This is a genomic window from Aureimonas pseudogalii (assembly GCF_014196835.1).
GTDB lineage: Bacteria > Pseudomonadota > Alphaproteobacteria > Rhizobiales > Rhizobiaceae > Aureimonas > Aureimonas pseudogalii.
Map to the genome: position 1 here is coordinate 1 of NZ_JACIEK010000003.1, position 19,655 is coordinate 19,655.

Below are 19,655 nucleotides of genomic sequence, written 5' to 3' on the forward strand. Positions count from 1 at the left end.
GCACTCAGGCCTGAAGTTCCGCTCGCCTCGTGAGTTCATAAGGCTCAGTGCCTAAACCCAACAGCCGCCTGTCCGGCGAAATGGGGTCCACTCCACCGCTTTGGCTGTGCACACAGGTTGAACGGCGAAGTCTCGCAGCTCGCCTGGACGATCGATGACGAACTCGGCTCGCATGACGACGCTGTGGATCGCTGCCTTCGAGACAACCGCGGTCGCTAGGTAGGGCAACCAAGTGGCGCTCACGCCCGCAAGGGCGATGGCGAACGATTGCGCGACGCATCGATCTGGCGACCACGAAAAACCTCGCGTGCATGTTTCCACGGCTGCCGGATGACAACCGAACCCGCGATGCAGTGTGATTTGGTCTGGGAGATCTCGATAGATCTCGCGACATTCGTCCGGTGTCAGCGACTGCCCGGAAGACCGAAGCACCTGGAGGATCCAGGACCACTTTCGGGCGTCGTGATGGTTGCCGGTTAGGAGCCATTCGGTGTGCAAGGCACCCAGAAGCTCGGGAGGTAGCGTGGTCGTGAGCTTGGCGTCTGGATCGAACGAGACCGCACCGTGATGCTCAAGGACCAGAAGTGCGGCGTCCAGTCGATTGCTGGCCGATCTGATGTAGGTCGGCCAGTCGGCTTGAGCGCCGGCCGGCGTGGTCGAAAGCCGCTCTCGCCGCAGGAGAACGTGGTCGATCTCCTCAAGCGCGATCCATCGCAGCTCTTCCGGGCGGTCAATCACGATCTCGTCCTCACCAGCCGTCACTAGGCACGCGAGGATCGTGGATTTCGGGACCGTGGTCGTCGCGACGAACGAGCGGAGCGGCGCGCTGGTGGGATGGGCGCTGCGCATCGCGATCGAACGGTCCGTCGTCCAGGAAAACCCTCTGGCGTAGCTCTCGGCGTCATCAGCACCGGACGTGAACCCTCGATAGATCGTGACGAGATCCGGGAGCGCCGCATAGCGCACTTGGTCTGCGTGGCGTCCAAGCGGCTGACCGGAGTTGCGAAGCACGCGGAGCACCCAGGCCCATGTCATGGCATGGTCGGACTGGCCGGCTGCGGACCAGATGTTCCGCAGCATGATGCTAAGACCGTCAGGGAGGGCCGTGGAGAGCGTTGCGTCGGGATCGAGCCGCAATGCCCCATGATGTTCGAGAACGCGCACCAGGGCGCCTAGCTGGCCCGCGAGAGGATGCGCCATGACGTAGGAGGACCAGTCCTGGCGTTGCCATGCGAGCTTGAGGACCAACTCGTGCTGCGCAGCAGCGAGCCGAAGCTCGGCCGACCGGAGCTGGTCCTCGAGCGGGATCATGCTGCGACGCTCGGGCGGATCGTGTCCGGCCAGATACCGCCGACCTCGCCGAGGGCGATGACGATGTCGTTGCGATCGACCAGCTCGGACAGGCCCGTCAGCTTGCCGGCTGCTGCGACTAGGGCGGCGATCAGAGCGTTGTGCGTGGCCTCGGGAAGGTACGTCTGCGTCATCTGTGGTCCTGCTTTCATGCTGCGTGGTGTCGCCGGGGTCTTGAGTCATTTCCGGCGAGTTGGCAACGGAATTTTGTGGTTGTAATTCAGTTAGATAAGTCAGTTCTGACTTACTCGCCGGTCCTGGTGGGTGGTGCGTGCCACGCAGATCATCCGAGACGACGAGCGTTCGACCCTTCACGAGACCGGACGCTTGTGACTCTTCGGCGTTGTCGAGCAGGTATCGAGCCTCCTCGGCGCTGCGAACGGTTCTGATCTTGACCTGACGGTTCTGGCAGAGCTTGCCGGTCGCACCACGAGCCCGGTGCAGTACCCCTCCGAACGCCGCTTCCTCGCCGGGCTTGAGTGCTGCGATCCCGTGGAAATGAAGTCTAGGCCCACCTCGGGACACGATGCCGGCTGCAAGGATCATCGGGGCCGCATAGCCAAGCGCGTCGAGCTTCTTGCTCTCCGCACGAACGAGGCGACGAAACCAGTCCGTAGCTTCGTCTTTCGACAGAGCTTGTGCCTGGCGCTTCTCGGTTAGGTTCACGTCGAAGCGAACCAAGATCGTGCCGGGGACCAACGTCAATTGCTGGAACGCCGCTGCGAGCGTTCGATCGTCCATCGCGTGACGCCGCCGACTGTCAGTCCGGGGCTGACGAGCGCGACGCTGCCGGCACACTGCGAGCGCGCGTTCCGAGATCGACAGAGGTTCCGGTCGCGGTCGGCTTGGTGCTTGCTGGAACGCGCCGGCCGATCTGGTATCGACGCTTGGTGTGGACGATCCGAGCGTATGCCGTGCTGGCGCTGCCCCCCTTACTGAAGGAGACCCGCAGCGTTCTGTCGCCAGACGCAGAGCATCGTGGGTCTCAACGCCTTGACTGCAAAGGGCCGCGAAGACTTTTGTCCAGGTCGGCTTCGAAGGTTCGCGACTTACCAAAACCTGATTGCTGATCTGACCGTAGCCGATTTCGAGGCTATCGAGAACGATCTGGAGTTCGTCGAGAACAACGGCCAATCGGTCGTCAATTCGTTGCAATCCGGGGTGCGGCACGGTATGTTCAACTTGCTGTTTGATGCGGCAAAAAATCATGGCGCTGAGGGTGTGAAGACCCTCAGCGCCATCTCTGTTTTCAGTTTCGAGATTTGAGCTTCTGACGCACCACGCTAGCGCCGAGGCAGAGGTCATATCGATCCTGAATGAGCTTCAGGAAGCGCTCTGCGTTCTTTTCCGGAAGCACCTCGTGCTGGCCGTCCATGGTGAGCTTAACGCCGTCTTCGAGCCGAAGGATTGCGACCTCGCCGGCCGGTGAAGCTTGGTGAGCGTCCCATGAGTAGACGACCCCGGTTCCGACGCCCCGGCACAAGGTCATAGCCAGCGCGTCAACCAGCCCGCCGAGGCCGGCTGGAGAGTTCAACGGAAGCGAGGGGAGCACGGACGCGGTCATCGAACTGCTTCCCCGAGCTGCCGGATCACGTCACCGAGCATCGTTCGGGTGGCGACGAACGCCGCGACGCTCGTCTGTGCGTCCGTCTTGATCCAGGCGAGGCGGTACGCGGTGCCGACCCGTCGGCATTCAACGTGATCATGACCGGAAATGCTCACGCAGATGACCGCGCCGGCCTCGCCAGCGAGCATCTGGCCGAATGCACGGGCGAGGTGCTGTGCGGCTCCTAGTGAGACCAGTGGGAGCGCCTTGCCGGCGATGACGATCGCGACAAGGTCACCCCGGCGAGTGATCGCGAGGCCGTCGAACCGATCCGGGATCTCGCCGGCCGCGACGCGATCGTTGATCAGGTGCTCGATCAGTGTTGAGACCGAGATTTTGGTTTTTGTGGCGAGAACGCGAAGCTGGGCTGCGCGACTCGAGTTGATCTTAATATGCCGAGTTGTCATGAAGGATCCTGCCGTTCGGTTGACAATAGGATACCCATAGCTGGCAAGGACCAGTTAGCCAAAAATCAAGGACGGCATATTTATTCGATAATAACGAAATGCGTCTTGAAAAAATGCCATCGATCACAGGCATGACCCCCTAGGAGGCATCGCATATTATCTAAGACTTCGCCTTTGCACTGAACGTTTGCACTTAACTTGCAAAAGCCCGTTCTCTGCGGGCTTCTGCCTCGGTGATTATTTCGCTCTCGATGTCTGCGTCGTCCTCGCCACCGTTCTGAATGATCTCAATCTCGGTGGTCGTGATGTCGCGAATGACCAGCTCGGGGATCTCTTTGCCGAGCACGTCGCTATCACTCAAACCAAGGGCTGAGCGTTTAAGATCGTGAAGACGCTGTAGTGCGCCAGCCGCAAGCGATAAGGTCTTGATAGCGGTTCCGGCCTTGTATGCCGCGCCGGGGTCAGTCTGCGCTGTGGCGAGCTGCGCCATGATCAGCCGCTCGATTTTCTCAGCGTTCGCGAACGTGAGTTCGCGGATGTCGATAGCGCGGCTGGCAAGGTCTCCAGGATCGCCCATGGCTTCGTTGACGCGCTCGCGCACGTCGGCTGCAAGGGCAGACGCGGCGCGGCCCTTCACAACGCCGTGGCGCTCGAACCGAGATTGCAGCGTTCGGACTGCAACGCCGTACTGATCAGCCAGCTCAGCCAGTGTCGCGTCGCCGGTCTCCCAGAGCGCTTCACACTCGGCCCATTCGGTCTCAGTGAGGCGAATGTATTTCCGGGTCGTTGTCTCTGCGTCGTCTTCCATGGTGCTCTGCCGGTCTGAGGTCTTGTTCGGCTTATCTTACCAGGGAGCTGGATGAATTGCGTAGGAGAAGAGTTGGACGCGCAAACGAGAGGCGTTCATATTGCGACGTGTATCAGGTGTTCGATCAGCTATCTCACGATCGTCCCTTGTATCATCACTAAATGTCCGTATAAGGGTGATACAGGTAGACCACTAGGGGCCGAAACCATGAAGACCGCGATCGCCTACCTTCGAGTTTCGACTGAGACGCAGGGCCGGTCTGGCCTGGGCCTTGATGCTCAGCGTGCTGCGATCGTTCGCTTTGCCGACGCCGAGGGCTTCGCTGTTGTCGAGTGGTTCGAAGAGATCGAAACCGGCAAGGGTTCGGACGCTCTCGATCGCCGGCCGATCCTCAAGGCTGCGTTGGCGAGCGCCCGGAAGCTCAAGGCTCCCGTGATCGTGGCCAAGCTTGATCGTCTCTCTCGTGATGTTGCGTTCGTCGCCGGGCTCATGGCGCAGCGCGTGCCCTTCATCGTGACCGAGCTTGGTGCGGACGCTGATCCGTTCATGCTCCACATCTATGCTGCCTTGGCCGAGAAGGAGCGCGCCATGATCGCAGCGCGGACCAAGGCTGCGCTCCAGGCGAAAAAAGCTGCCGGCGCCAAGCTTGGCAACCGGACGAACCTTGAGGTCGCACAGAAGGCTGGTGCGGCGTCCAACGCGGTCGCTGCTGACGTGTTCGCCGGGAATGTCGTGCCGATCGTGCGCCAGCTCCAGGCGTCAGGTCTGCGAACCTTGCGGGATCTGGCCGAGGCTTTGAACGTGCGCGGTGTCCGCACGGTGCGGGGCGGTGAGTGGACTGCTATGACGGTCAAGCGCGTTCTGGATCGTGACGCGGCATAGGAGCGAGGTTTGTTATGCTGTCGATGGCTTCATGAGATGACCGAGGTCGAGGCCGGGATACGCTATGGACTCGATATGCCTAACGCGCTGGTCTAGCATTCCCTGCGGAAGGATACCGTACAGCCCGGTCGTTCCGCCCTTCGCGTGCCCCAGTATGTAGCCAAACGTTTCGTCCATGTGACCGGCGCGACGGAAGGCGTCCGTTGCACCGTGCCGAAAGCTGTAGAGCGAAAGGCCTCTCCCATCTTTGAGGCCGATGCGGACTAGGTATCGTCCGAACTCACGCGAGAACTCGGCTATCATCTGGCCGCGCTCGTTGCGCACTGCTTCAGGGAATAGCTTTGCCTTCCCGGCTTCGCGCATGGCGGTGTGGTACTCGAGGAAGCCGAGCCGAATGAGTTCGGAGTGGATCGGCACCACCCGCATCGATCCTTTGGTCTTCACGCTTTTGGTCTCGTCTCCAAGCGTGGTGATGTGCATGAGATGCACCCCGCCCTGTTCCCGAACGTCGGCGACTGAAAGCTGCGCGATTTCGCCCGGCCGTGCGCCGCTGTAGAGCATGACAAGCGGCACCCAGTAGCGATGATCGCGGATCAGCACATTCCCGTGCTGAGCAATCAAACGCCATTCCTTGGCGCTTTGCGAGCCTGTGAAAAGCGGCGATCGGAAGAGCGCCGTCATTTGATCCACGGTGAAAGGAACGGTCGATATCTTATCTTCCTTCGCAAGGCTCATGCCTTGCGTCGGGTTCACGGGTAGAACGCCACGCTTCGCCAACCACTCGCAGTAGGCGCCGAGCGAAGAAACGTAGCGGTTAATCGTTCTCGGCAGTAGGACGGGCTTCCCGACGCGCTCGTTTGCCTTCACGATCTGAACAAGCGACATGCCCGCGAACGCCTTCGTCTCGCTCGCCTTGACTGGGTAAAGCGCGAGAAGGTCCATCCACTCGGCGACAGACGGCTTGTCGATCTTGTTTGCCGGGAAATGTCGGCCGTGAACGTCGAGGAAGGTGCCGATGTCACGACGAGCTTGATTCAACGTATCTGGCTTCACCCGGTTCGGGTTCTGTTGTGCATACTTCTCGAAGAGGTCCATGATCGCTTCGCCACTGTTCGCGGTCCCGCGAGCGGTGCCGGCAGCTGGCTTGACGATCGGGTCTTTCGGAACGCCAGAGTAGTCTCCACGGTCGCGCTCGATCGTTCGCTCTAGTTGTTCGATTTCCGCTCGCATCATTCGCCGTGCGAGATCTTTAAAGTCTGGCGAAGCGTGATCGATGATCAGATGATTCGCTTCGAGGTAGCGTTCCACCTCGTCGATCACGAGAGCCGTTTCGCCCGTCTGAAGATGCTTGCGAAGGGTTTCGAGCTTGGAGCGTCGTGACTTCTCGTTCCACTCGCGGCGACCCGTCAGGACAAGCAAATCGGCGCTCGCGTCGAGCAGGGCAAGCTTGTCCGTGACATCGACCTCTCGCCGCTCAATGTCGGCAATCGTCAGCGTCTTTGCCGCATCGATCTCGTCAGGTGACGGCAGGTGCAGACGAGCGCGCTCGTCGCGGTCGAGGGCTCCTGTGTAGTGCTGCCAGACCGCATCAGCCTTGTCGGCGTCAGTCAAATTCCGGCGAGAGCGAAGATCATCGAACTCGCGGTTCCACTCGGCGATGACGCTCCATAAGGCTCGCTTCGCTTCCGCGAGGTCTTTGGTGCGAAGTGACCGTTTCCGGTACTCGGCGCCCGCGACTTCCACGAGGTCTAGCGGCACCCGAAGGCGCGCATAATACGTCGCGCCGTTGCGGATGAGGTACGAGATTCGCGACAAGTTCGATCCCTGCGACTAGGCCATGTTTCCTCGCCATGTGTACTAGTCGCGATCAAAAAAGGTCAATAAGGCCAATTGCTTGAATGCATATAAAGGGTTGATAATTTTTGGATTAACGTCCAGGCGCCCCAGCCAACGTTCCCGGCCTTCGGCTTGCTCACCGCGATTCCTCGGAGTCCGGGTTGTCGGCAGCGCGGCTGAACCTTATGCCGGTCTCGGCGGTTGCGCCCTGCAGGTCGTGCGTGAGGCCAGGATGGACGAGAACGTTTCGAGACGGGAGGACGGCGAGCGGCCCGTTGCGCTGCCGGCCATGCGGCAGAACAGGCTCGTCCAGCTCCTGAACGAGCGGGGGCAGGTGACCGTGGCCGAGCTCGTGGCCCTGTTCGAGGTCTCGCGCGACACGATCCGCCGCGATCTCGACGTGCTGGAGGAGCGAGAGCTGCTGGTGCGCACCCATGGCGGGGCCGTGCGCAACGACCGGATGGTGCGCGTCGACACCACGCTCGGGCAGCGCATGGACGAGCATTCCGACGCCAAGATGCGGATCGCGCGGGCCTGCGCCCGGCTGGTGCGCGACGGCGAGACGCTGATCCTCAACGGCGGCTCGACCACCTGCTACTTCGCGGGCGAGCTCGGCGGCCACCGCGACCTGACGCTCGTGACCAACAATCTGCGCATTCCCCCCGTCGTGCCCGACGCCAGCCTTCGAGCGCTGCAGATTCTCGGCGGTGCCTATTGGTCGGTGTCGCAGGTGACGATCGGTGCGATCGGCTTTCCGAGCGTCGCCGGCATCCGGGCCGACACGGCGGTGATCGGCGCCGCCGCGCTCTCGGCCGCCGGCCCCTCCGTCGGGCGACTGGAAGAGGCGGTCGGCACGAGCGCGATGATCGACATCGCCGACCGCACCGTGCTGCTCGTCGACAGCTCGAAATTCGACGCCGAAGCCTTTGCGCGCATCGCCCCGCTCGATCGCATCCAGCATCTCGTCACCGATGCGGAACCGGCCGGCGCGCTGCGCGAGGCGCTGCTGGCGGCCGACGTGCAGATCACCGTCTGCTGACGGTCAGGTCCCGTCGTCCACGGCAACGACCGTCACCGTGAGGCCGAACTTGGCCAGCCCCGCCCGATGCTCCCTCGCGATGCCGGAATCGGTGATGATCTCGTCGATCTCCCCGAGCCGGCAGAAGGTGCAGAAGGCCGGCGCGTGGAACTTCGAGCTATCGGCGAGGAGGATCGTGCGCCGGGCCGCGGCCAGCATGGCGCGCTTGGCCGAGACGATCTCGATCGAGGCGTCGGTGAGGTCGCCGCCGGTGATCGCCTGCGTGCCGATGAGGCAGAGATCGGCGTGGACGCCCTTGAGGAACGTCTCGCCGGGATTGCCGACGAGCGTCGACGTGCCCGGCCGCACCGAGCCGCCGGGCACCACCACGCGCATGCGCCGCTCGCCGCCGCAGAGCCGCGCGATGTCGAGGTCGTTGGTCACGGCGGTCAGCTCGATCTCGCGGGCCAGCGCCGCCCGCGCGGCCTCCAGCACCGTGGAGGACGAATCGAAGATCACGCTGTCACGCGCCTGCAGCAGTGCCGCGGCCTCGCGGCCGATCGCCCGCTTCTGCGCGGCGAACATCTCGGCGTTGATCGAGGCGTCGAGCTCGAAGGTCGCGTGGGTCGGCGTCGCCAGCACGGCGCCGCCATGGGTTCGCTCGAGATAGCCGGCCTCGGTCAGGTGTTCGAGATCGCGCCGGATGGTCGAGCCGGACGCGCCGATGCCCGCGGCCAGTTCGCCGATCGAAGCGGCGCCGTGCCTTCGGAACCATTCGAGAATGAGCGCCCGTCGTTTCACCGGGATGAGATCGACGCGGCGAGGGCTCGGCTCCATGCGGGGGATCGCCTTCCGGTTCGCTTGAGCGGAAGTCGTGACGGATTTTGGAAGGTTTTGGAAGGGGCTCTCCAACGCGATCGAGATCATCAGCCGCGAGGGACGGCTGACAGTTTATCGATCGGTTGCAACGCAGCATGCATCGTCGCCGCCGCACGCTTGACAGAACGAGCGGTGATCGTCCAAATCACGCCAGAAAATTCCAAAATATTCCACGACTGCCCAGCCGACGCAGGAGCGCCGCATGACCCGTCTCGACCGCAAGCTCGCCAGCATCCACGCTGGCACCTACAAGCGCAGCGACTTCGTGATCGCCGACGCCAAGGATCCCGACATGGGGTCGGGCCCGTCCTATGCCGCGCCCCGGCGTAGCCCCGACGGCACGGTGTCGGGCTTCAAGACGCGGGCGGAGTTTCTTCAGGGCATCAAAGAAATCGTCGAGCAGGACATCGTCGACATCATGCTGACGTCGGTCTCCAATCTGGAGAAGCTGGTGGAGATGGGCGTCTTCGAGGGCTCGGACGTGAAGCCCGCGATCCGCGCCAACGACGCCACCGACTGCTGGGGTGGCATTCGCGGCCACGACTACAACTCGACACCGAGCCGACCCTTCCGCTCCGCCAATCTCGACCGGGTGATGAAGGCGACGGTCGGGCCGAACAAGGGGCAGCCGCTCACCGATCTCGGGCTCTACTCCGTCACCTTCAACAACGACGTGGAGTCGGACGTGCGCTCGCTCGAGGCCTTCTCGCGCTTTCGCGCGGATGCGGCGGCGGTGGGGATGAAATACTTCTACGAGGTGTTCAATCCCAACGTGAACACCGGCATCGATCCCGACCTCGTGCCGCATTACGTCAACGACTGCCTCATCCGCTCGCTCTCGGGCGTCTCGCAGGCCGACCGGCCGCTCTTCCTCAAGATCCCCTACAACGGTCCGAAGGCGATGGAGGAACTGGCGTCCTTCGACCCGACGCTGATCGTCGGCGTGCTCGGTGGCGGCGCGGGCACGGCGCGCGACACGTTCGAGATCATCTGGCAGGCCGAGAAATACGGTGCGCGGCTCGCGCTGTTCGGGCGCAAGATCAATCAGGCCGAGGTGCCGCTCGAAATCGTCAAGCTGATGCGCCACGTCGCCGACGGCGATCTGACTCCGACCGAGGCGGTGAAATCCTACCACGCGACGCTGGCGACCAAGGGCCTCACGCCGATCCGCTCGCCCGAGGACGACGCCGTCGTCACCGAGCCGCAGCTGAAGGCCGGCGCCAGCGCCTGATCCGAGCGTCGAATCGGGGGGAGGGCGACTGCCGCGTCCCTCCCCCCGGCCGGCTCAGCCGCCGCTCTGAAGCCGCGCCGCCTCGTCTTCACCGAGTGGCTCCGGCCGGACGTCGCCGGCGGGGGCGACCTCGACAGGCCGGCCCGTCTCGCCGGCTTTGAGCACCGATTCCATGATCTCCAGCACATGCAACGCCAGATCGCCGGAGGCGCGCGGCTTGCGGCCGGTGCGCAGCGCGTCGGCGAGGTCGGCGACGCCGAGCATGCGGTAATTCGCTCGATCGGGCGCCGCGAAGGGCCAGTTGATCTCGCCGTGCAGCTTTGCCGCCGTGGAGCGCTCGTCCCATCCGGCGCCGCCGACGTTCAACGCCACCGTGCCGCCGAACGTGTCGGGATCGGGCAGGCGCAGCGAGCCCTTCGTGCCGTGCAGTTCGATCGGATGGTTGCCGTGGGCGAAGACGTCCCAACTCATCACCAGCGTCACGGCCGCGCCGCACACGAATTCCAGCAGCGCCATCACCGTGGTCGGCGTGCCCACCGCGAAACTCGAGCCCTGGTGAGGGCCTTCGGCGGTGATCGTGCGCTCGTCCTGCCCGATGCGCGAAACCGCGCAAACCCGCACGACCGGACCGAGCAGGCCGACGAGCATGGTGATGTAATAGGGCCCCATGTCGAGCACCGGCCCGCCGCCGGGCTGGTAGTAGAATTGCGGGTTGGGGTGCCAATGCTCCATGCCGCGGCCCATCATGAAGGCGGTGCCGGCCACGGGGGTGCCGATGGCGCCCTCGTCCACCAGCCGGCGGGCGAGACGCCCGGCCGCGCCGAGGAACGTGTCGGGCGCCGAGCCGATCGCGAGGCCCGCCGCCTTCGCGCGCTCCACGAGGCGCCGGCCCTCGGCCGCCGTCACCGCGAGCGGCTTCTCGGTGAAGACGTGCTTGCCTGCGTCCAGCGCCGCCATCGACACCGCGAAATGGGCGGTGGGGATGGTGAGGTTGAGCACGAGGTCGATCTCGGGCGAGGCGATCAGCTCGTCGACGTCCATCGCCGGCACGCCGTATTCGCGCCCGCGCAGCGCCGCCATCTCGGGTGCGAGATCCGCGCAGGCGGCGAGACGCACGCCCGGGAACAGCGCGGCGTTGCGCATGTAGGTCATCGCGATGTTGCCGCAGCCGACGACGCCGATCCGCAAGGGAGCCATCTCATCCTCCGTTCGCCGCCATTTTTGGATCATCGGGTGCGGCCTGCTCGTTTGATGCGCCAGCATGCGGCATTTCTCAAGACCAGCAGTCCATGATCGATTCTTGAATGCGGTTTTGCGCGTGAGTCTGCTTGACTGCCGCACGAATCGGATCAGACTGCCGCCCAATGAAGCGATCCGCGGACAACGAGCCGTCGGGCACCTGGGAGAGAACCATGTCGAAGTTCGAAACCGATACGCCGATCGGCGAAGGCGTGCGCGCCGACACGGCGGCACCGGATCGTGAGCCGGCGCCCGTGCGCGGCTCGGCACTCGCAGGCCCGACCGATCGTCGCCGCTTTCTGCAGGGCGCGGGGCTGATGGCCGGCGCCGTGGCGGTGAGCGGCCTCTCCGGCGGCGCCCTGGTCGCCGGCTTTCCCGGCACGGCCCGCGCGCAGTCTCGCACCGAGATCACCTTCGCCAGCGCCAAGTTCTTCGGGAAGCAGACGATCGCCGAGGTCGTCGAGATGTACAATCAGGCGCAGTCGAAGGTTCACGTCAAATATATCGAGCTGCCGCCGCCGTCCTCCTCCACCGAGGTGCATCAGGCGCTGGTGCAGCAGTTGGCGCGGCGTTCCGGCACGCCGGACGTGTTCACGCAGGACGTCGTCTGGATCGCCGAGTTCGCCGGCGCCGGCTGGGCCCTGCCGCTCGACGAATACTTCCCCGCGGCCGAGCGCTCGAACTTCTTCCCCGGCCTGATCGAGGCCTGCACCTATCAAGGCAAGCTCACGGCGCTGCCCTGGTTCGTCGACAGCGGCATGCTCTACTACCGCAAGGATCTGCTGGAAGGCGCCGGCGCCAAGGTTCCGGAGACCTGGGACGAACTGGCTGCCGCCGCGGCCGAGTTGCAGAAGGCCGGCAAGGTCGATTTCGGCTATCTCTGGCAGGGCAAGCAGGCCGAGGTTCTCGTCTGCGACGTCGTGGAGGCCATCGCCTCGAACGGCGGCTCGATCCTGGGGCCGGACGGAAAGTCGGCCGCGATCAACGGCGAGAAGGCCGTGCAGGCCGTGCAGTTCCTCTACGACACGATCAACAAGACCAAGATCTCGCCCTCCGACGTCCTCTCCTGGGACGAGGAACCTTCGCGCCTGCCCTTCACGGGCGGCAAGGCGGCGTTCCTGCGCAACTGGTCCTACGTCTATCCGATCGCGCAGGACCCGAGCGGCTCGTCGGTGGTGGACAAGGTCGGCGTCGCGCCGTTGCCGCATTTTGCGGGCGGCAAGAGCGCGGCCTGCCTCGGTGGCTACCAGTACGGCATCAACGCCAACACCAAGAACCGCGAGGCGGCGGTCGACTTCCTCACCTGGATGGCCTCGCCCGACACGCAGCTCCACTATGCGCTACAGCTCGGTCTCGCGCCGACGCGGCCAAGCGTCTTCGACAGCGCCAAGCTCGGCGCCGAGCAGCCCTTCATGCAGACGTTGAAGCCCGTCTTCACCGGCGCGACGCCGCGCCCGGTCACGGCGAAATACGCGCAGGTGACGCTGGCCGTCCAATCCGGCGTCTCGCGCGCGCTCGTCTCGGGCGACATCAAGAAGGAGCTCGACGCCGCGGCCGCACGCATCACCAGCATCCTCGCCTGATGGCCTCCGCGCTCGCCGGCACGATGCCGATGTCCGGTCCCCGAAAGGGGGCGGGACTGTTCGCCCGGCGTTCGATGTCGCCCTGGCTGCTGCTCGTGCCGGCCTTCGTCTCGCTCGGCGCCGTCTCGGTCTATCCGATCCTCAACGGGCTCTGGCTTTCGCTGACAAACACCTCGCTGGTGACGCAGGAGAACGACTTCGTCGGCCTCGCCAACTATGGGCTCCTCTGGAACGACACGCTGTTCTGGAACGCTTGGCGGCACACGCTGGTGTTTACGCTCGTCTCGACGCTGGCCGAGACCATGCTGGGGCTCGCCATGGCGCTGCTGCTCTACGAGCCGTTCCGCGGCCGCGCCATCGTGCGCGCGGCGATGCTCGTGCCCTGGGCGATGCCCACCGTGGTGACCTCGAAGATGTTCGGCTGGCTGTTCGACGGCCAGCATGGGCTCGTCAACTACCTGCTGCTGCAGGCCGGCCTGATCGACGCCAACGTCAACTGGTACGGTTCGGTGGACAACGCGCTCGGCACCATCATCTTCGCCGACGTCTGGAAGACGACGCCCTTCATGGCGCTGCTGCTGCTCGCCGGGCTTCATACCATTCCGATTCTCGACCCTGCAGTTCGGCTACGGCTCGACGCTGACCACCGCCATGTTCGTGACGGAAGCCTTCATCGCGCTCGGCTTCGGCATCTTCGTGGTGCGCCAGATGCGGAGGGCGGGATGAACGAGACCCGGCCCGTCCTTCATAGCCTCGTCCTCTATCTCGGCGGGGCACTGATCCTGCTCTGGTCGGGCGGGCCCTTCGTCTGGCAGCTCTCGACCTCGTTTCAGCTCGACCGCGAACTGACGGCGGGCACGCCGACCTTCTTTCCCGACCCGTTCACATGGGAGCACTACCGCAACATCTTCGTGGAGAAGCAGTTTCAGGACTACGTGGTCAACTCGATCATCGTTGCTGGGCTGACCACGCTCGTCTGCCTCTTCATCGGGGCGCTCGCGGCCTTCGCCCTGTCGCGGCTCGACATCAAGGGGCGGTTCGGCGTGCTCGGGCTCATCCTGTCGATCTCGATGTTTCCACAGATCGCGCTGGTCGGCCCGCTCTATCTCGTGGCCTCGACCTTCGGCCTGCTCGACACGTTCACCGGGCTCGTCATCACCTACGTGGCGCTCGGCCTGCCGCTCGTGACTTGGGTGCTCTTCGGCTATTTCGAGACGCTGCCGCGCGAGATCGACGAGGCTGCGCGCATGGACGGGGTGACGACGCTCGGCCTCCTGTTCCGCATCATCCTGCCGATGTCCCTGCCGAGCCTTGTCACCACCGGACTGCTGGCCTTCATCGCGGCGTGGAACGAGTTCATGTTCGCGCTGGCCTTCACCTCGACGCCCGACCACCAGACGATCCCCGTCGGCATCGCCAACTTCACCAACCTCTACTACGTGCCCTGGGGCGACATCGCGGCCGCGTCCGTCGTCGTCACCGTGCCCCTCATCGCTCTCGTCCTCGTGTTCCAGCGCCACATCATCGAGGGGCTGACGCAGGGCGGCGTCAAGGAATGACCGACATGACCAGTACGGACCTCAAGGTCGGCTGCCAGACCTTCACCTGGGAAATGCTGGGGGAGGAGTTCCACGGCGGGCCCGACGATCTTCTCGCGGCCATCGCCGACGCGGGCTACGCCGGCATCGAGATCACCGACACGATGATCGGCCATTATGCCGGCAAGCCCGGCGAGTTCGCGCGCTCGCTGGACGATCGAGGATTGCAGCTCGTGTCCTTCGCGATGGGATCGCGGAGCGGCTTCACCGAGACCGACGAGGTGGAGACCGATCTCGAGGCGGTGAAGCGCTGGCTCGACTTTGCCAGTCGCTTTCCCGGCGCGCTCGTCTCCATGGGATCGGCCACGGTGATGTCGGACGGGCCGCGCGAGGACAAGTTCCGCGTTGCGGCGGAGGTCTACAACCGGGCTGCTCGTCTCGGGCAGGAGGCCGGCGTCGAGGTGGCAGTGCATCCGAGCTCGCACCACGACACGTTGCTCTACGACCGCGGCGACTACGATGCGCTCTTCGCGCTGCTCGATCCCGGCGTCGGCTGGGTGCCCGACACCGGCCACATCCTGCGCGGCCACCGCGATATGCTGGATACGCTGACGACCCACCGCGACCGCATCCGCTACCTGCATCTCAAGGACGTCGATGCCGGCGGCACCTGGGCGATGCTCGGGCAGGGCGTCTGCGACACGCCGGCGGTGATCGAGATCGTGCGCGCCGCGCCGCGCTTCAATGGCTGGCTGGTGCTGGAAGAAGAGTCGCACGAGGCCGCCGCCGATCCCGCTGCGGCGGTGGAGACCAACCGCGAAACCATGCGGCGCTACGGCGCCTGAGGACGAGTGACATGCTGAAGAAGGACGAACGCCGGCTGCGCGTCGGCGTGCTCGGATGTGGGCCGATCGCGCAGTTCGCGCATCTCGAAGCCTGCGTGAAGGCCCGCAACGCCGACCTCTACGCGATCTGCGACGCCGCGCCGGATCTTCTGGCCCGGATGGCCGCGACCTACGAACCACAGAAGGCCTTCGCCGACTACGACGCCATGCTCGCCGACCCCGCGCTCGACGCCGTGATCGTCGCGACGTCCGACGCCTATCACGTCCCGATGACGCTGAAAGCGCTGGAGGCCGGCAAGCACGTGCTCTGCGAGAAGCCGGTGGGCGTCTCGGTGGAGGAGGGCGAGGCGCTGGCCGCCACCGTGGCGCGCTCCGGGCGCACCTATCAGGTCGGGCACATGAAGCGCTTCGACCCGGCGCTGGAGGCGGCGCGCGACTTCGTGCGGGACGAGATGGGCGAGGTGCTGGCGTTGAAGGCCTGGTATTGCGACTCGACCCATCGCTACACCAACACCGACGCCGTGCAGCCGCTACCCGTCACCTCGAAGCTCGCCAGGAAGCCCGGCGGCAACCCGAAGGCGGACCTTCGGCAGTATTTCATGCTGGCGCACGGCTCGCATCTCGTCGACACCGCGCGCTTCCTCTGCGGCGAGATCACGGCCGTGCGCGCCCGGCTGCGCGAAGCGTTCGGGGCCTATTGCTGGTTCGTGGAGACGGAGTTCGCCTCCGGCGCGCTCGGCCATCTCGACCTGACCGTCGCCGTGCGAATGGACTGGTTCGAGGGCTTCCAGCTCTACGGCGAGAACGGCTCGGTGCTCGCCCGCACCTTCAACCCCTGGTACTTCCGGTCGTCCGAGGTCGAGATATTTCACGAGAAGACCGCCACGACGCACAAGCCGCTCGGCGCCGACGGACATTTCTTCCGCCGCCAGCTCGAAGGCTTCGCCGACACGATCCTCGATGGGGCGCCGATGCGCGGGGCCGATGCCGCCGACGGCGTCGCCTCGATCCGCGCCATGGTCGCCATCGCCCGCTCGGTCGAGACGGGCGAGCGGGTGGAACTCGCCTCCGTGACGGGGGCGGTGTGATGCGCCTCGGCATCTTCGTCAAGACCTTCGCGGGCACCGACCCCGCGGCCGTGCTCGCAGCCGCGGCGGCGGCCGGCTACGAGACCACGCAGTTCAATCTCGCCTGCGCGGGCCTCGCTTCGATGCCGGACGCGGTGCCGGCGGACGTGATCGCCGGCATCGGCGCGGCCTCGGCGTCGACGGGCGTCTCGCTCGCCGCGCTGTCGGGCACCTACAACATGGCCCATCCCGATCCGGCCGTGCGCGACGACGGCTTGCACCGTCTCGCGGTCGTCCTGGGAGCGGCGCGGGCGCTCGACATCCCGCTGGTGACGCTCTGCACGGGCACCCGGCACCCCACGGATCAATGGGCCCACCACCCCGACAATTCCGACGCGTCGGCCTGGGGCGACATGGCCGCCGAGATGGCGAAGGCGCTTGATCTGGCCGAGCGACAAGGCGTCGATCTCGGCATCGAGCCCGAGCAGGCCAACATCGTCACCTCCGCCGCCGATGCCGTGCGGCTCGCCGCCGAGATGGGCTCGCCGCGCCTTCGCGTGGTGCTCGACCCCGCCAATCTCTTCGAGGCCGCCGGTCCGGACGAGGCCCGGCGTATCGTGGCGAAGGCGGTGGACGAGGCGGCACCGCTCATCGCCATGGCGCATGCCAAGGACCGCTATCCGGACGGGCGCTTCGCGACGGCCGGCCGGGGCGTCGTCGATTTCCCGGACTTTCTGCGACGGCTCCGCGCCGTGGGTTTCGACGGTCCGCTCGTCACGCACGGATTGGCGGCGGAAGAGGCCGGCGAGGTCGCCGCCTTCCTGCGCGGCGCGCTGCGATGAGCGAGCGCTGGATCCGCCGCGACGGTGCCCGGCTTCGGATCGTGGAGGCCGGCGAGGGGGCTGCGGTGCTCTTCCAGCATGGCCTCGGCGGCGATGCGGCGCAGGCCGAGGGCAATTTTCCCGACGGTGCCGGCTGGCATCGGCTGACGCTGGAATGCCGGGCGCAGGGGCAATCCGAGCCCGGCAGGACCCGGCCCTTCTCCATCGCAATGTTCGCGGATGATGCGACGGCGGCAACGGAGGCGGCCGGCATGCGCAGCTTCGTCGCGGGCGGCGTATCGATGGGCGCGGCGATCGCGCTGCGACTGGCGGTGACGCGGCCGGACCTCGTCTCGGCGCTCGTTCTCGTGCGCCCCGCCTGGGTGGCGGAGACCGCGCCCGGCAACATGCGCGCCTATGGTGTGGCCGCTGACGCGATGCTACGCCATCCCCGTCACCCGGCGGCGGCACGCGAGACGTTCGCCGCGTCCACCGAGGCCCGGCGACTAGCCGAGGTCTCGCCCGACAATCTCGCTTCGCTCGTCGGCTTCTTCGAGCGGCCCGACCTCGCGTCCACGGCCGATCTCCTCGCCGACATCGCGGCCGACGGGCCGGGCGTGACGCGCGAAGCCATCGCGGCGCTGCGGCTCCCCGTGCTCGTTGTTGGCAACAGCGAGGACCACGTGCATCCGCTCGCGCTGGCACGCGAGATCGCCGAGCTCATCCCGGCCGCTCGCCTTGTCGAAGTGCCGGCGAAGGCCGCCGACAAGGCCGCGCATCAGGCCGCCGTGCGCCACGCCATCTCCGGCTTTCTCGCGGCCCTGCCGGTCGCCCCGTCCGAAGGGATCCTCCGATGACCGAACGATTCACCGTTGCCTCGCTGCCGCGCGACCGCCTGCTCGGCGAGTTCTCGCTCTGGTCGGCCGACCTCGCCAACCTCGAAGCCGACCTGAAGCGCACCCGCGATCACGTCGATCTCTACCACATCGACGTCGCCGACGGTCGCTTCGCGCCGACCTTCCTGTTCTTCCCCGATCAGGTCGCCCGCATCGCCAAGCTCACCGACCGGCCGCTGCACGTGCACCTGATGGTCGAGGCCGACATCGTGGAGGCGCAGGCCGTGCAGTTCGCCGAGGCTGGGGCGCATCTCATCAGCGTCCACGCCGAGAACGGCGAGGCGGGGTTGCGTGCGCTGAAGACGGTGGCGGGGATGGGGGTCGCCGGCGGCGTCGTGCTGCGGCTGGAGACGCCGGTCGAGGCGATCGAGCCCTTCGTCGGCGCGGTCTCCTTCGTGACGCTGCTCGGAACCGCAATCGGCGTGAAGGGGCAGGGCCTCTCGGACACGGCCTGCCCGCGCCTCGAGCAAGCACGCGCCATCCTGCGCCGCCATGGGCGCGAGGCGGACGTCGTGCTGGCGGCCGATGGCGGCATTCGGCAGGAGACGGTGCCGCGGCTGCGTGCGGCGGGGGCCGAGACGGTGGTGCTGGGCTCGCTCGCCTTCGGCGACCCCGATCTCGCGGCCCGCATGCGCTGGCTGCACGATCTGAAGACCGCCGCCTGATGTCCGAGCCGCTCGCCCTCGCCGTCGATCTCGGCGGCACCGAGCTGCGCGCCGCCGCGGTGGCGCCGGGCGGGCAGATTCTGGCGCAGATCGACACGCCGACCGACGCGACCGCGGGTCCGGCGCGGGTGATCGACCAGATCGTCGCGCTCATTGGCGAGGTGCGGGCGCGCGTTCCCGACATGACCTTCCTCGGCCTCGGCATCGGTGCGCCTGGTCCGCTCGACCCCGTCGCCGGCATCGCCATCGCCCCGCCGACGCTCAAGGGCTGGCGCGACGTGCCGCTGACGGCGATCCTCAGCGATCGGCTCGCCATGCCCGTGATGCTGGAAAACGACGCCAACGCGGCAGCGCTCGGCGAGTGGCGCTTCGGGGCAGGGCGTGGCCTCCATTCCGTCGTCTTCGTCACCGTCTCCACCGGCATCGGCGGCGGCGTCGTCGCGGACGGGCGCATCCTGCATGGCCAACGGGGGCTTGCGGCCGAGATCGGCCATATGACCATCACCGAGCGCGGCGGGCGCTGCTTCTGCGGCGCAATCGGCTGCTTCGAGGCGGTGGCGTCCGGCTCCGCGCTCGGCTGGCGCGCGGATGCCGCTACGCGTCCCGGCGACGGATCGCGCCTGCGCGCGCTGGCCGGGAGCGGCGCGGTGACGGCGCGTCATGTCGCCGACGCCGCACGCGAGGGCGACGCCCAGGCATCGGCGCTTCTCGCCGAGGAGGCGCGCTGGCTTGGTATCGGCTTCACCAATCTCCTTCATCTCTATTCGCCCGAGGCCATCGTCGTCGGCGGCGGTCTCTCAGTGGCGCTCGACCTGATGGCGGGCGGCATCGCCGCGACGATCATCGAGCGCGCCATGCCGGCCTATCGCGACGTGCCGGTGGTTGCGGCCGCGCTCGGCCGCCATGCCGGGCTCGTCGGCGCCGCCAGCCTCGTTCTCGAACCCGGCTCGACGCGCATCGTCGAGGCGGCCTGAGACCAAACCA

The 19,655-nt window shown here is 66.1% G+C and carries 20 protein-coding genes; 12 read left to right on the forward strand and 8 right to left on the reverse strand.

Features of this window, described 5'->3' with window-relative positions:
* Nucleotides 1–51: 51 nt before the first annotated feature.
* Nucleotides 52–1,311 (reverse strand): hypothetical protein, encoded by a 1,260-nt coding sequence (locus tag GGR04_RS08360; protein ID WP_183199414.1) that lies wholly within the window; start codon nucleotides 1,309–1,311, stop codon nucleotides 52–54.
* Nucleotides 1,308–1,484 carry a hypothetical protein gene (locus tag GGR04_RS08365; protein ID WP_183199415.1) on the reverse strand — a complete coding sequence of 59 codons (177 nt, stop codon included), beginning with the start codon at nucleotides 1,482–1,484 and terminating at the stop codon, nucleotides 1,308–1,310. Before GGR04_RS08365 ends, GGR04_RS08360 begins: the two co-directional genes overlap by 4 nt.
* Nucleotides 1,485–2,328: 844 nt before the next feature.
* Between GGR04_RS08365 and GGR04_RS08370 the strand changes: the two genes are divergently transcribed.
* Complete coding sequence (locus tag GGR04_RS08370; RefSeq protein WP_183199416.1) at nucleotides 2,329–2,616, forward strand: hypothetical protein; 288 nt, start codon at nucleotides 2,329–2,331, stop codon at nucleotides 2,614–2,616.
* Here the strand turns inward: GGR04_RS08370 and GGR04_RS08375 are convergent.
* From GGR04_RS08375 to GGR04_RS08385, 3 genes are all read right to left on the reverse strand, one after another.
* Nucleotides 2,600–2,914 carry a hypothetical protein gene (locus GGR04_RS08375; RefSeq protein WP_183199417.1) on the reverse strand — a complete coding sequence of 105 codons (315 nt, stop codon included), beginning with the start codon at nucleotides 2,912–2,914 and terminating at the stop codon, nucleotides 2,600–2,602. The two genes, GGR04_RS08370 and GGR04_RS08375, sit on opposite strands and share 17 nt — an antisense overlap.
* The gene (locus GGR04_RS08380; protein WP_183199418.1) at nucleotides 2,911–3,363 is read right to left on the reverse strand and encodes a hypothetical protein; all 453 of its coding nucleotides are present in this window, start codon (nucleotides 3,361–3,363) and stop codon (nucleotides 2,911–2,913) included. Before GGR04_RS08380 ends, GGR04_RS08375 begins: the two co-directional genes overlap by 4 nt.
* Before the next feature lie 193 nt (nucleotides 3,364–3,556).
* Nucleotides 3,557–4,171 (reverse strand): hypothetical protein, encoded by a 615-nt coding sequence (locus GGR04_RS08385; RefSeq protein ID WP_183199419.1) that lies wholly within the window; start codon nucleotides 4,169–4,171, stop codon nucleotides 3,557–3,559.
* Nucleotides 4,172–4,378: 207 nt separating this feature from the next.
* On the opposite strand from GGR04_RS08385, the gene GGR04_RS08390 reads away from it, so the two are divergent.
* On the forward strand, nucleotides 4,379–5,053 hold the full coding sequence (locus GGR04_RS08390; RefSeq protein ID WP_183199420.1) for a recombinase family protein: 675 nt from the start codon (nucleotides 4,379–4,381) through the stop codon (nucleotides 5,051–5,053).
* Between the two features lie 12 nt (nucleotides 5,054–5,065).
* Here GGR04_RS08390 and GGR04_RS08395 read toward each other — a convergent pair whose 3' ends face one another.
* Nucleotides 5,066–6,868, reverse strand: a complete 1,803-nt coding sequence (locus tag GGR04_RS08395; protein WP_183199421.1) for a site-specific integrase — start codon at nucleotides 6,866–6,868, stop codon at nucleotides 5,066–5,068.
* Nucleotides 6,869–7,121: 253 nt separating this feature from the next.
* Between GGR04_RS08395 and GGR04_RS08400 the strand changes: the two genes are divergently transcribed.
* Nucleotides 7,122–7,928 (forward strand): DeoR/GlpR family DNA-binding transcription regulator, encoded by an 807-nt coding sequence (locus GGR04_RS08400; RefSeq protein WP_183199422.1) that lies wholly within the window; start codon nucleotides 7,122–7,124, stop codon nucleotides 7,926–7,928.
* Between the two features lie 3 nt (nucleotides 7,929–7,931).
* Here the strand turns inward: GGR04_RS08400 and GGR04_RS08405 are convergent, their stop codons facing one another.
* The gene (locus tag GGR04_RS08405) at nucleotides 7,932–8,744 is read right to left on the reverse strand and encodes a DeoR/GlpR family DNA-binding transcription regulator (RefSeq protein ID WP_210291712.1); all 813 of its coding nucleotides are present in this window, start codon (nucleotides 8,742–8,744) and stop codon (nucleotides 7,932–7,934) included.
* A gap of 244 nt (nucleotides 8,745–8,988) precedes the next feature.
* Between GGR04_RS08405 and GGR04_RS08410 the strand changes: the two genes are divergently transcribed.
* Nucleotides 8,989–10,017, forward strand: a complete 1,029-nt coding sequence (locus tag GGR04_RS08410) for a beta/alpha barrel domain-containing protein (RefSeq protein ID WP_183199423.1) — start codon at nucleotides 8,989–8,991, stop codon at nucleotides 10,015–10,017.
* Nucleotides 10,018–10,071: 54 nt separating this feature from the next.
* Here GGR04_RS08410 and GGR04_RS08415 read toward each other — a convergent pair whose 3' ends face one another.
* Nucleotides 10,072–11,214, reverse strand: coding sequence for a Gfo/Idh/MocA family protein (locus GGR04_RS08415; RefSeq protein ID WP_183199424.1), 1,143 nt, complete (start codon nucleotides 11,212–11,214; stop codon nucleotides 10,072–10,074).
* Nucleotides 11,215–11,429: 215 nt separating this feature from the next.
* Between GGR04_RS08415 and GGR04_RS08420 the strand changes: the two genes are divergently transcribed.
* Genes GGR04_RS08420 through GGR04_RS08460 form a run of 8 tightly spaced genes read left to right on the forward strand, consistent with a single transcriptional unit; the run spans nucleotide 11,430 to nucleotide 19,645 of the window.
* Entirely contained in the window at nucleotides 11,430–12,839 is a 1,410-nt protein-coding gene (locus tag GGR04_RS08420) for an ABC transporter substrate-binding protein (protein ID WP_246393019.1), read from the forward strand.
* Between the two features lie 29 nt (nucleotides 12,840–12,868).
* Entirely contained in the window at nucleotides 12,869–14,398 is a 1,530-nt protein-coding gene (locus GGR04_RS23910; protein WP_246393026.1) for an ABC transporter permease, read from the forward strand.
* A 5-nt stretch (nucleotides 14,399–14,403) separates the two neighbouring features.
* Entirely contained in the window at nucleotides 14,404–15,222 is an 819-nt protein-coding gene (locus GGR04_RS08435; protein WP_183199426.1) for a sugar phosphate isomerase/epimerase family protein, read from the forward strand.
* Between the two features lie 11 nt (nucleotides 15,223–15,233).
* Nucleotides 15,234–16,310 carry a Gfo/Idh/MocA family protein gene (locus GGR04_RS08440; RefSeq protein ID WP_183199427.1) on the forward strand — a complete coding sequence of 359 codons (1,077 nt, stop codon included), beginning with the start codon at nucleotides 15,234–15,236 and terminating at the stop codon, nucleotides 16,308–16,310.
* Nucleotides 16,310–17,131 (forward strand): sugar phosphate isomerase/epimerase family protein, encoded by an 822-nt coding sequence (locus GGR04_RS08445; RefSeq protein ID WP_183199428.1) that lies wholly within the window; start codon nucleotides 16,310–16,312, stop codon nucleotides 17,129–17,131. The genes GGR04_RS08440 and GGR04_RS08445 overlap by 1 nt, the downstream gene beginning before the upstream one ends.
* Nucleotides 17,128–17,967 carry an alpha/beta fold hydrolase gene (locus GGR04_RS08450; protein ID WP_183199429.1) on the forward strand — a complete coding sequence of 280 codons (840 nt, stop codon included), beginning with the start codon at nucleotides 17,128–17,130 and terminating at the stop codon, nucleotides 17,965–17,967. Before GGR04_RS08445 ends, GGR04_RS08450 begins: the two co-directional genes overlap by 4 nt.
* Nucleotides 17,964–18,671, forward strand: a complete 708-nt coding sequence (locus GGR04_RS08455; protein ID WP_183199430.1) for a ribulose-phosphate 3-epimerase — start codon at nucleotides 17,964–17,966, stop codon at nucleotides 18,669–18,671. The genes GGR04_RS08450 and GGR04_RS08455 overlap by 4 nt, the downstream gene beginning before the upstream one ends.
* Nucleotides 18,671–19,645, forward strand: coding sequence for an ROK family protein (locus GGR04_RS08460; RefSeq protein ID WP_183199431.1), 975 nt, complete (start codon nucleotides 18,671–18,673; stop codon nucleotides 19,643–19,645). Before GGR04_RS08455 ends, GGR04_RS08460 begins: the two co-directional genes overlap by 1 nt.
* The last annotated feature ends 10 nt before the right edge of the window (nucleotides 19,646–19,655 follow it).

Coding starts and splice junctions, on each gene's coding strand:
- GGR04_RS08375 (WP_183199417.1), bottom strand. CDS start 2,914: ATGACCGCGTCCGTGCTCCCCTCGCTTCCGTTGAACTCTCCAGCCGGC.
- GGR04_RS08360 (WP_183199414.1), bottom strand. CDS start 1,311: ATGATCCCGCTCGAGGACCAGCTCCGGTCGGCCGAGCTTCGGCTCGCT.
- GGR04_RS08380 (WP_183199418.1), bottom strand. CDS start 3,363: ATGACAACTCGGCATATTAAGATCAACTCGAGTCGCGCAGCCCAGCTT.
- GGR04_RS08435 (WP_183199426.1), top strand. CDS start 14,404: ATGACCAGTACGGACCTCAAGGTCGGCTGCCAGACCTTCACCTGGGAA.
- GGR04_RS08460 (WP_183199431.1), top strand. CDS start 18,671: ATGTCCGAGCCGCTCGCCCTCGCCGTCGATCTCGGCGGCACCGAGCTG.
- GGR04_RS08365 (WP_183199415.1), bottom strand. CDS start 1,484: ATGACGCAGACGTACCTTCCCGAGGCCACGCACAACGCTCTGATCGCC.
- GGR04_RS08450 (WP_183199429.1), top strand. CDS start 17,128: ATGAGCGAGCGCTGGATCCGCCGCGACGGTGCCCGGCTTCGGATCGTG.
- GGR04_RS08405 (WP_210291712.1), bottom strand. CDS start 8,744: ATGGAGCCGAGCCCTCGCCGCGTCGATCTCATCCCGGTGAAACGACGG.
- GGR04_RS23910 (WP_246393026.1), top strand. CDS start 12,869: ATGTCCGGTCCCCGAAAGGGGGCGGGACTGTTCGCCCGGCGTTCGATG.
- GGR04_RS08455 (WP_183199430.1), top strand. CDS start 17,964: ATGACCGAACGATTCACCGTTGCCTCGCTGCCGCGCGACCGCCTGCTC.
- GGR04_RS08420 (WP_246393019.1), top strand. CDS start 11,430: ATGTCGAAGTTCGAAACCGATACGCCGATCGGCGAAGGCGTGCGCGCC.
- GGR04_RS08385 (WP_183199419.1), bottom strand. CDS start 4,171: ATGGAAGACGACGCAGAGACAACGACCCGGAAATACATTCGCCTCACT.
- GGR04_RS08390 (WP_183199420.1), top strand. CDS start 4,379: ATGAAGACCGCGATCGCCTACCTTCGAGTTTCGACTGAGACGCAGGGC.
- GGR04_RS08440 (WP_183199427.1), top strand. CDS start 15,234: ATGCTGAAGAAGGACGAACGCCGGCTGCGCGTCGGCGTGCTCGGATGT.
- GGR04_RS08410 (WP_183199423.1), top strand. CDS start 8,989: ATGACCCGTCTCGACCGCAAGCTCGCCAGCATCCACGCTGGCACCTAC.
- GGR04_RS08445 (WP_183199428.1), top strand. CDS start 16,310: ATGCGCCTCGGCATCTTCGTCAAGACCTTCGCGGGCACCGACCCCGCG.
- GGR04_RS08415 (WP_183199424.1), bottom strand. CDS start 11,214: ATGGCTCCCTTGCGGATCGGCGTCGTCGGCTGCGGCAACATCGCGATG.
- GGR04_RS08400 (WP_183199422.1), top strand. CDS start 7,122: ATGGACGAGAACGTTTCGAGACGGGAGGACGGCGAGCGGCCCGTTGCG.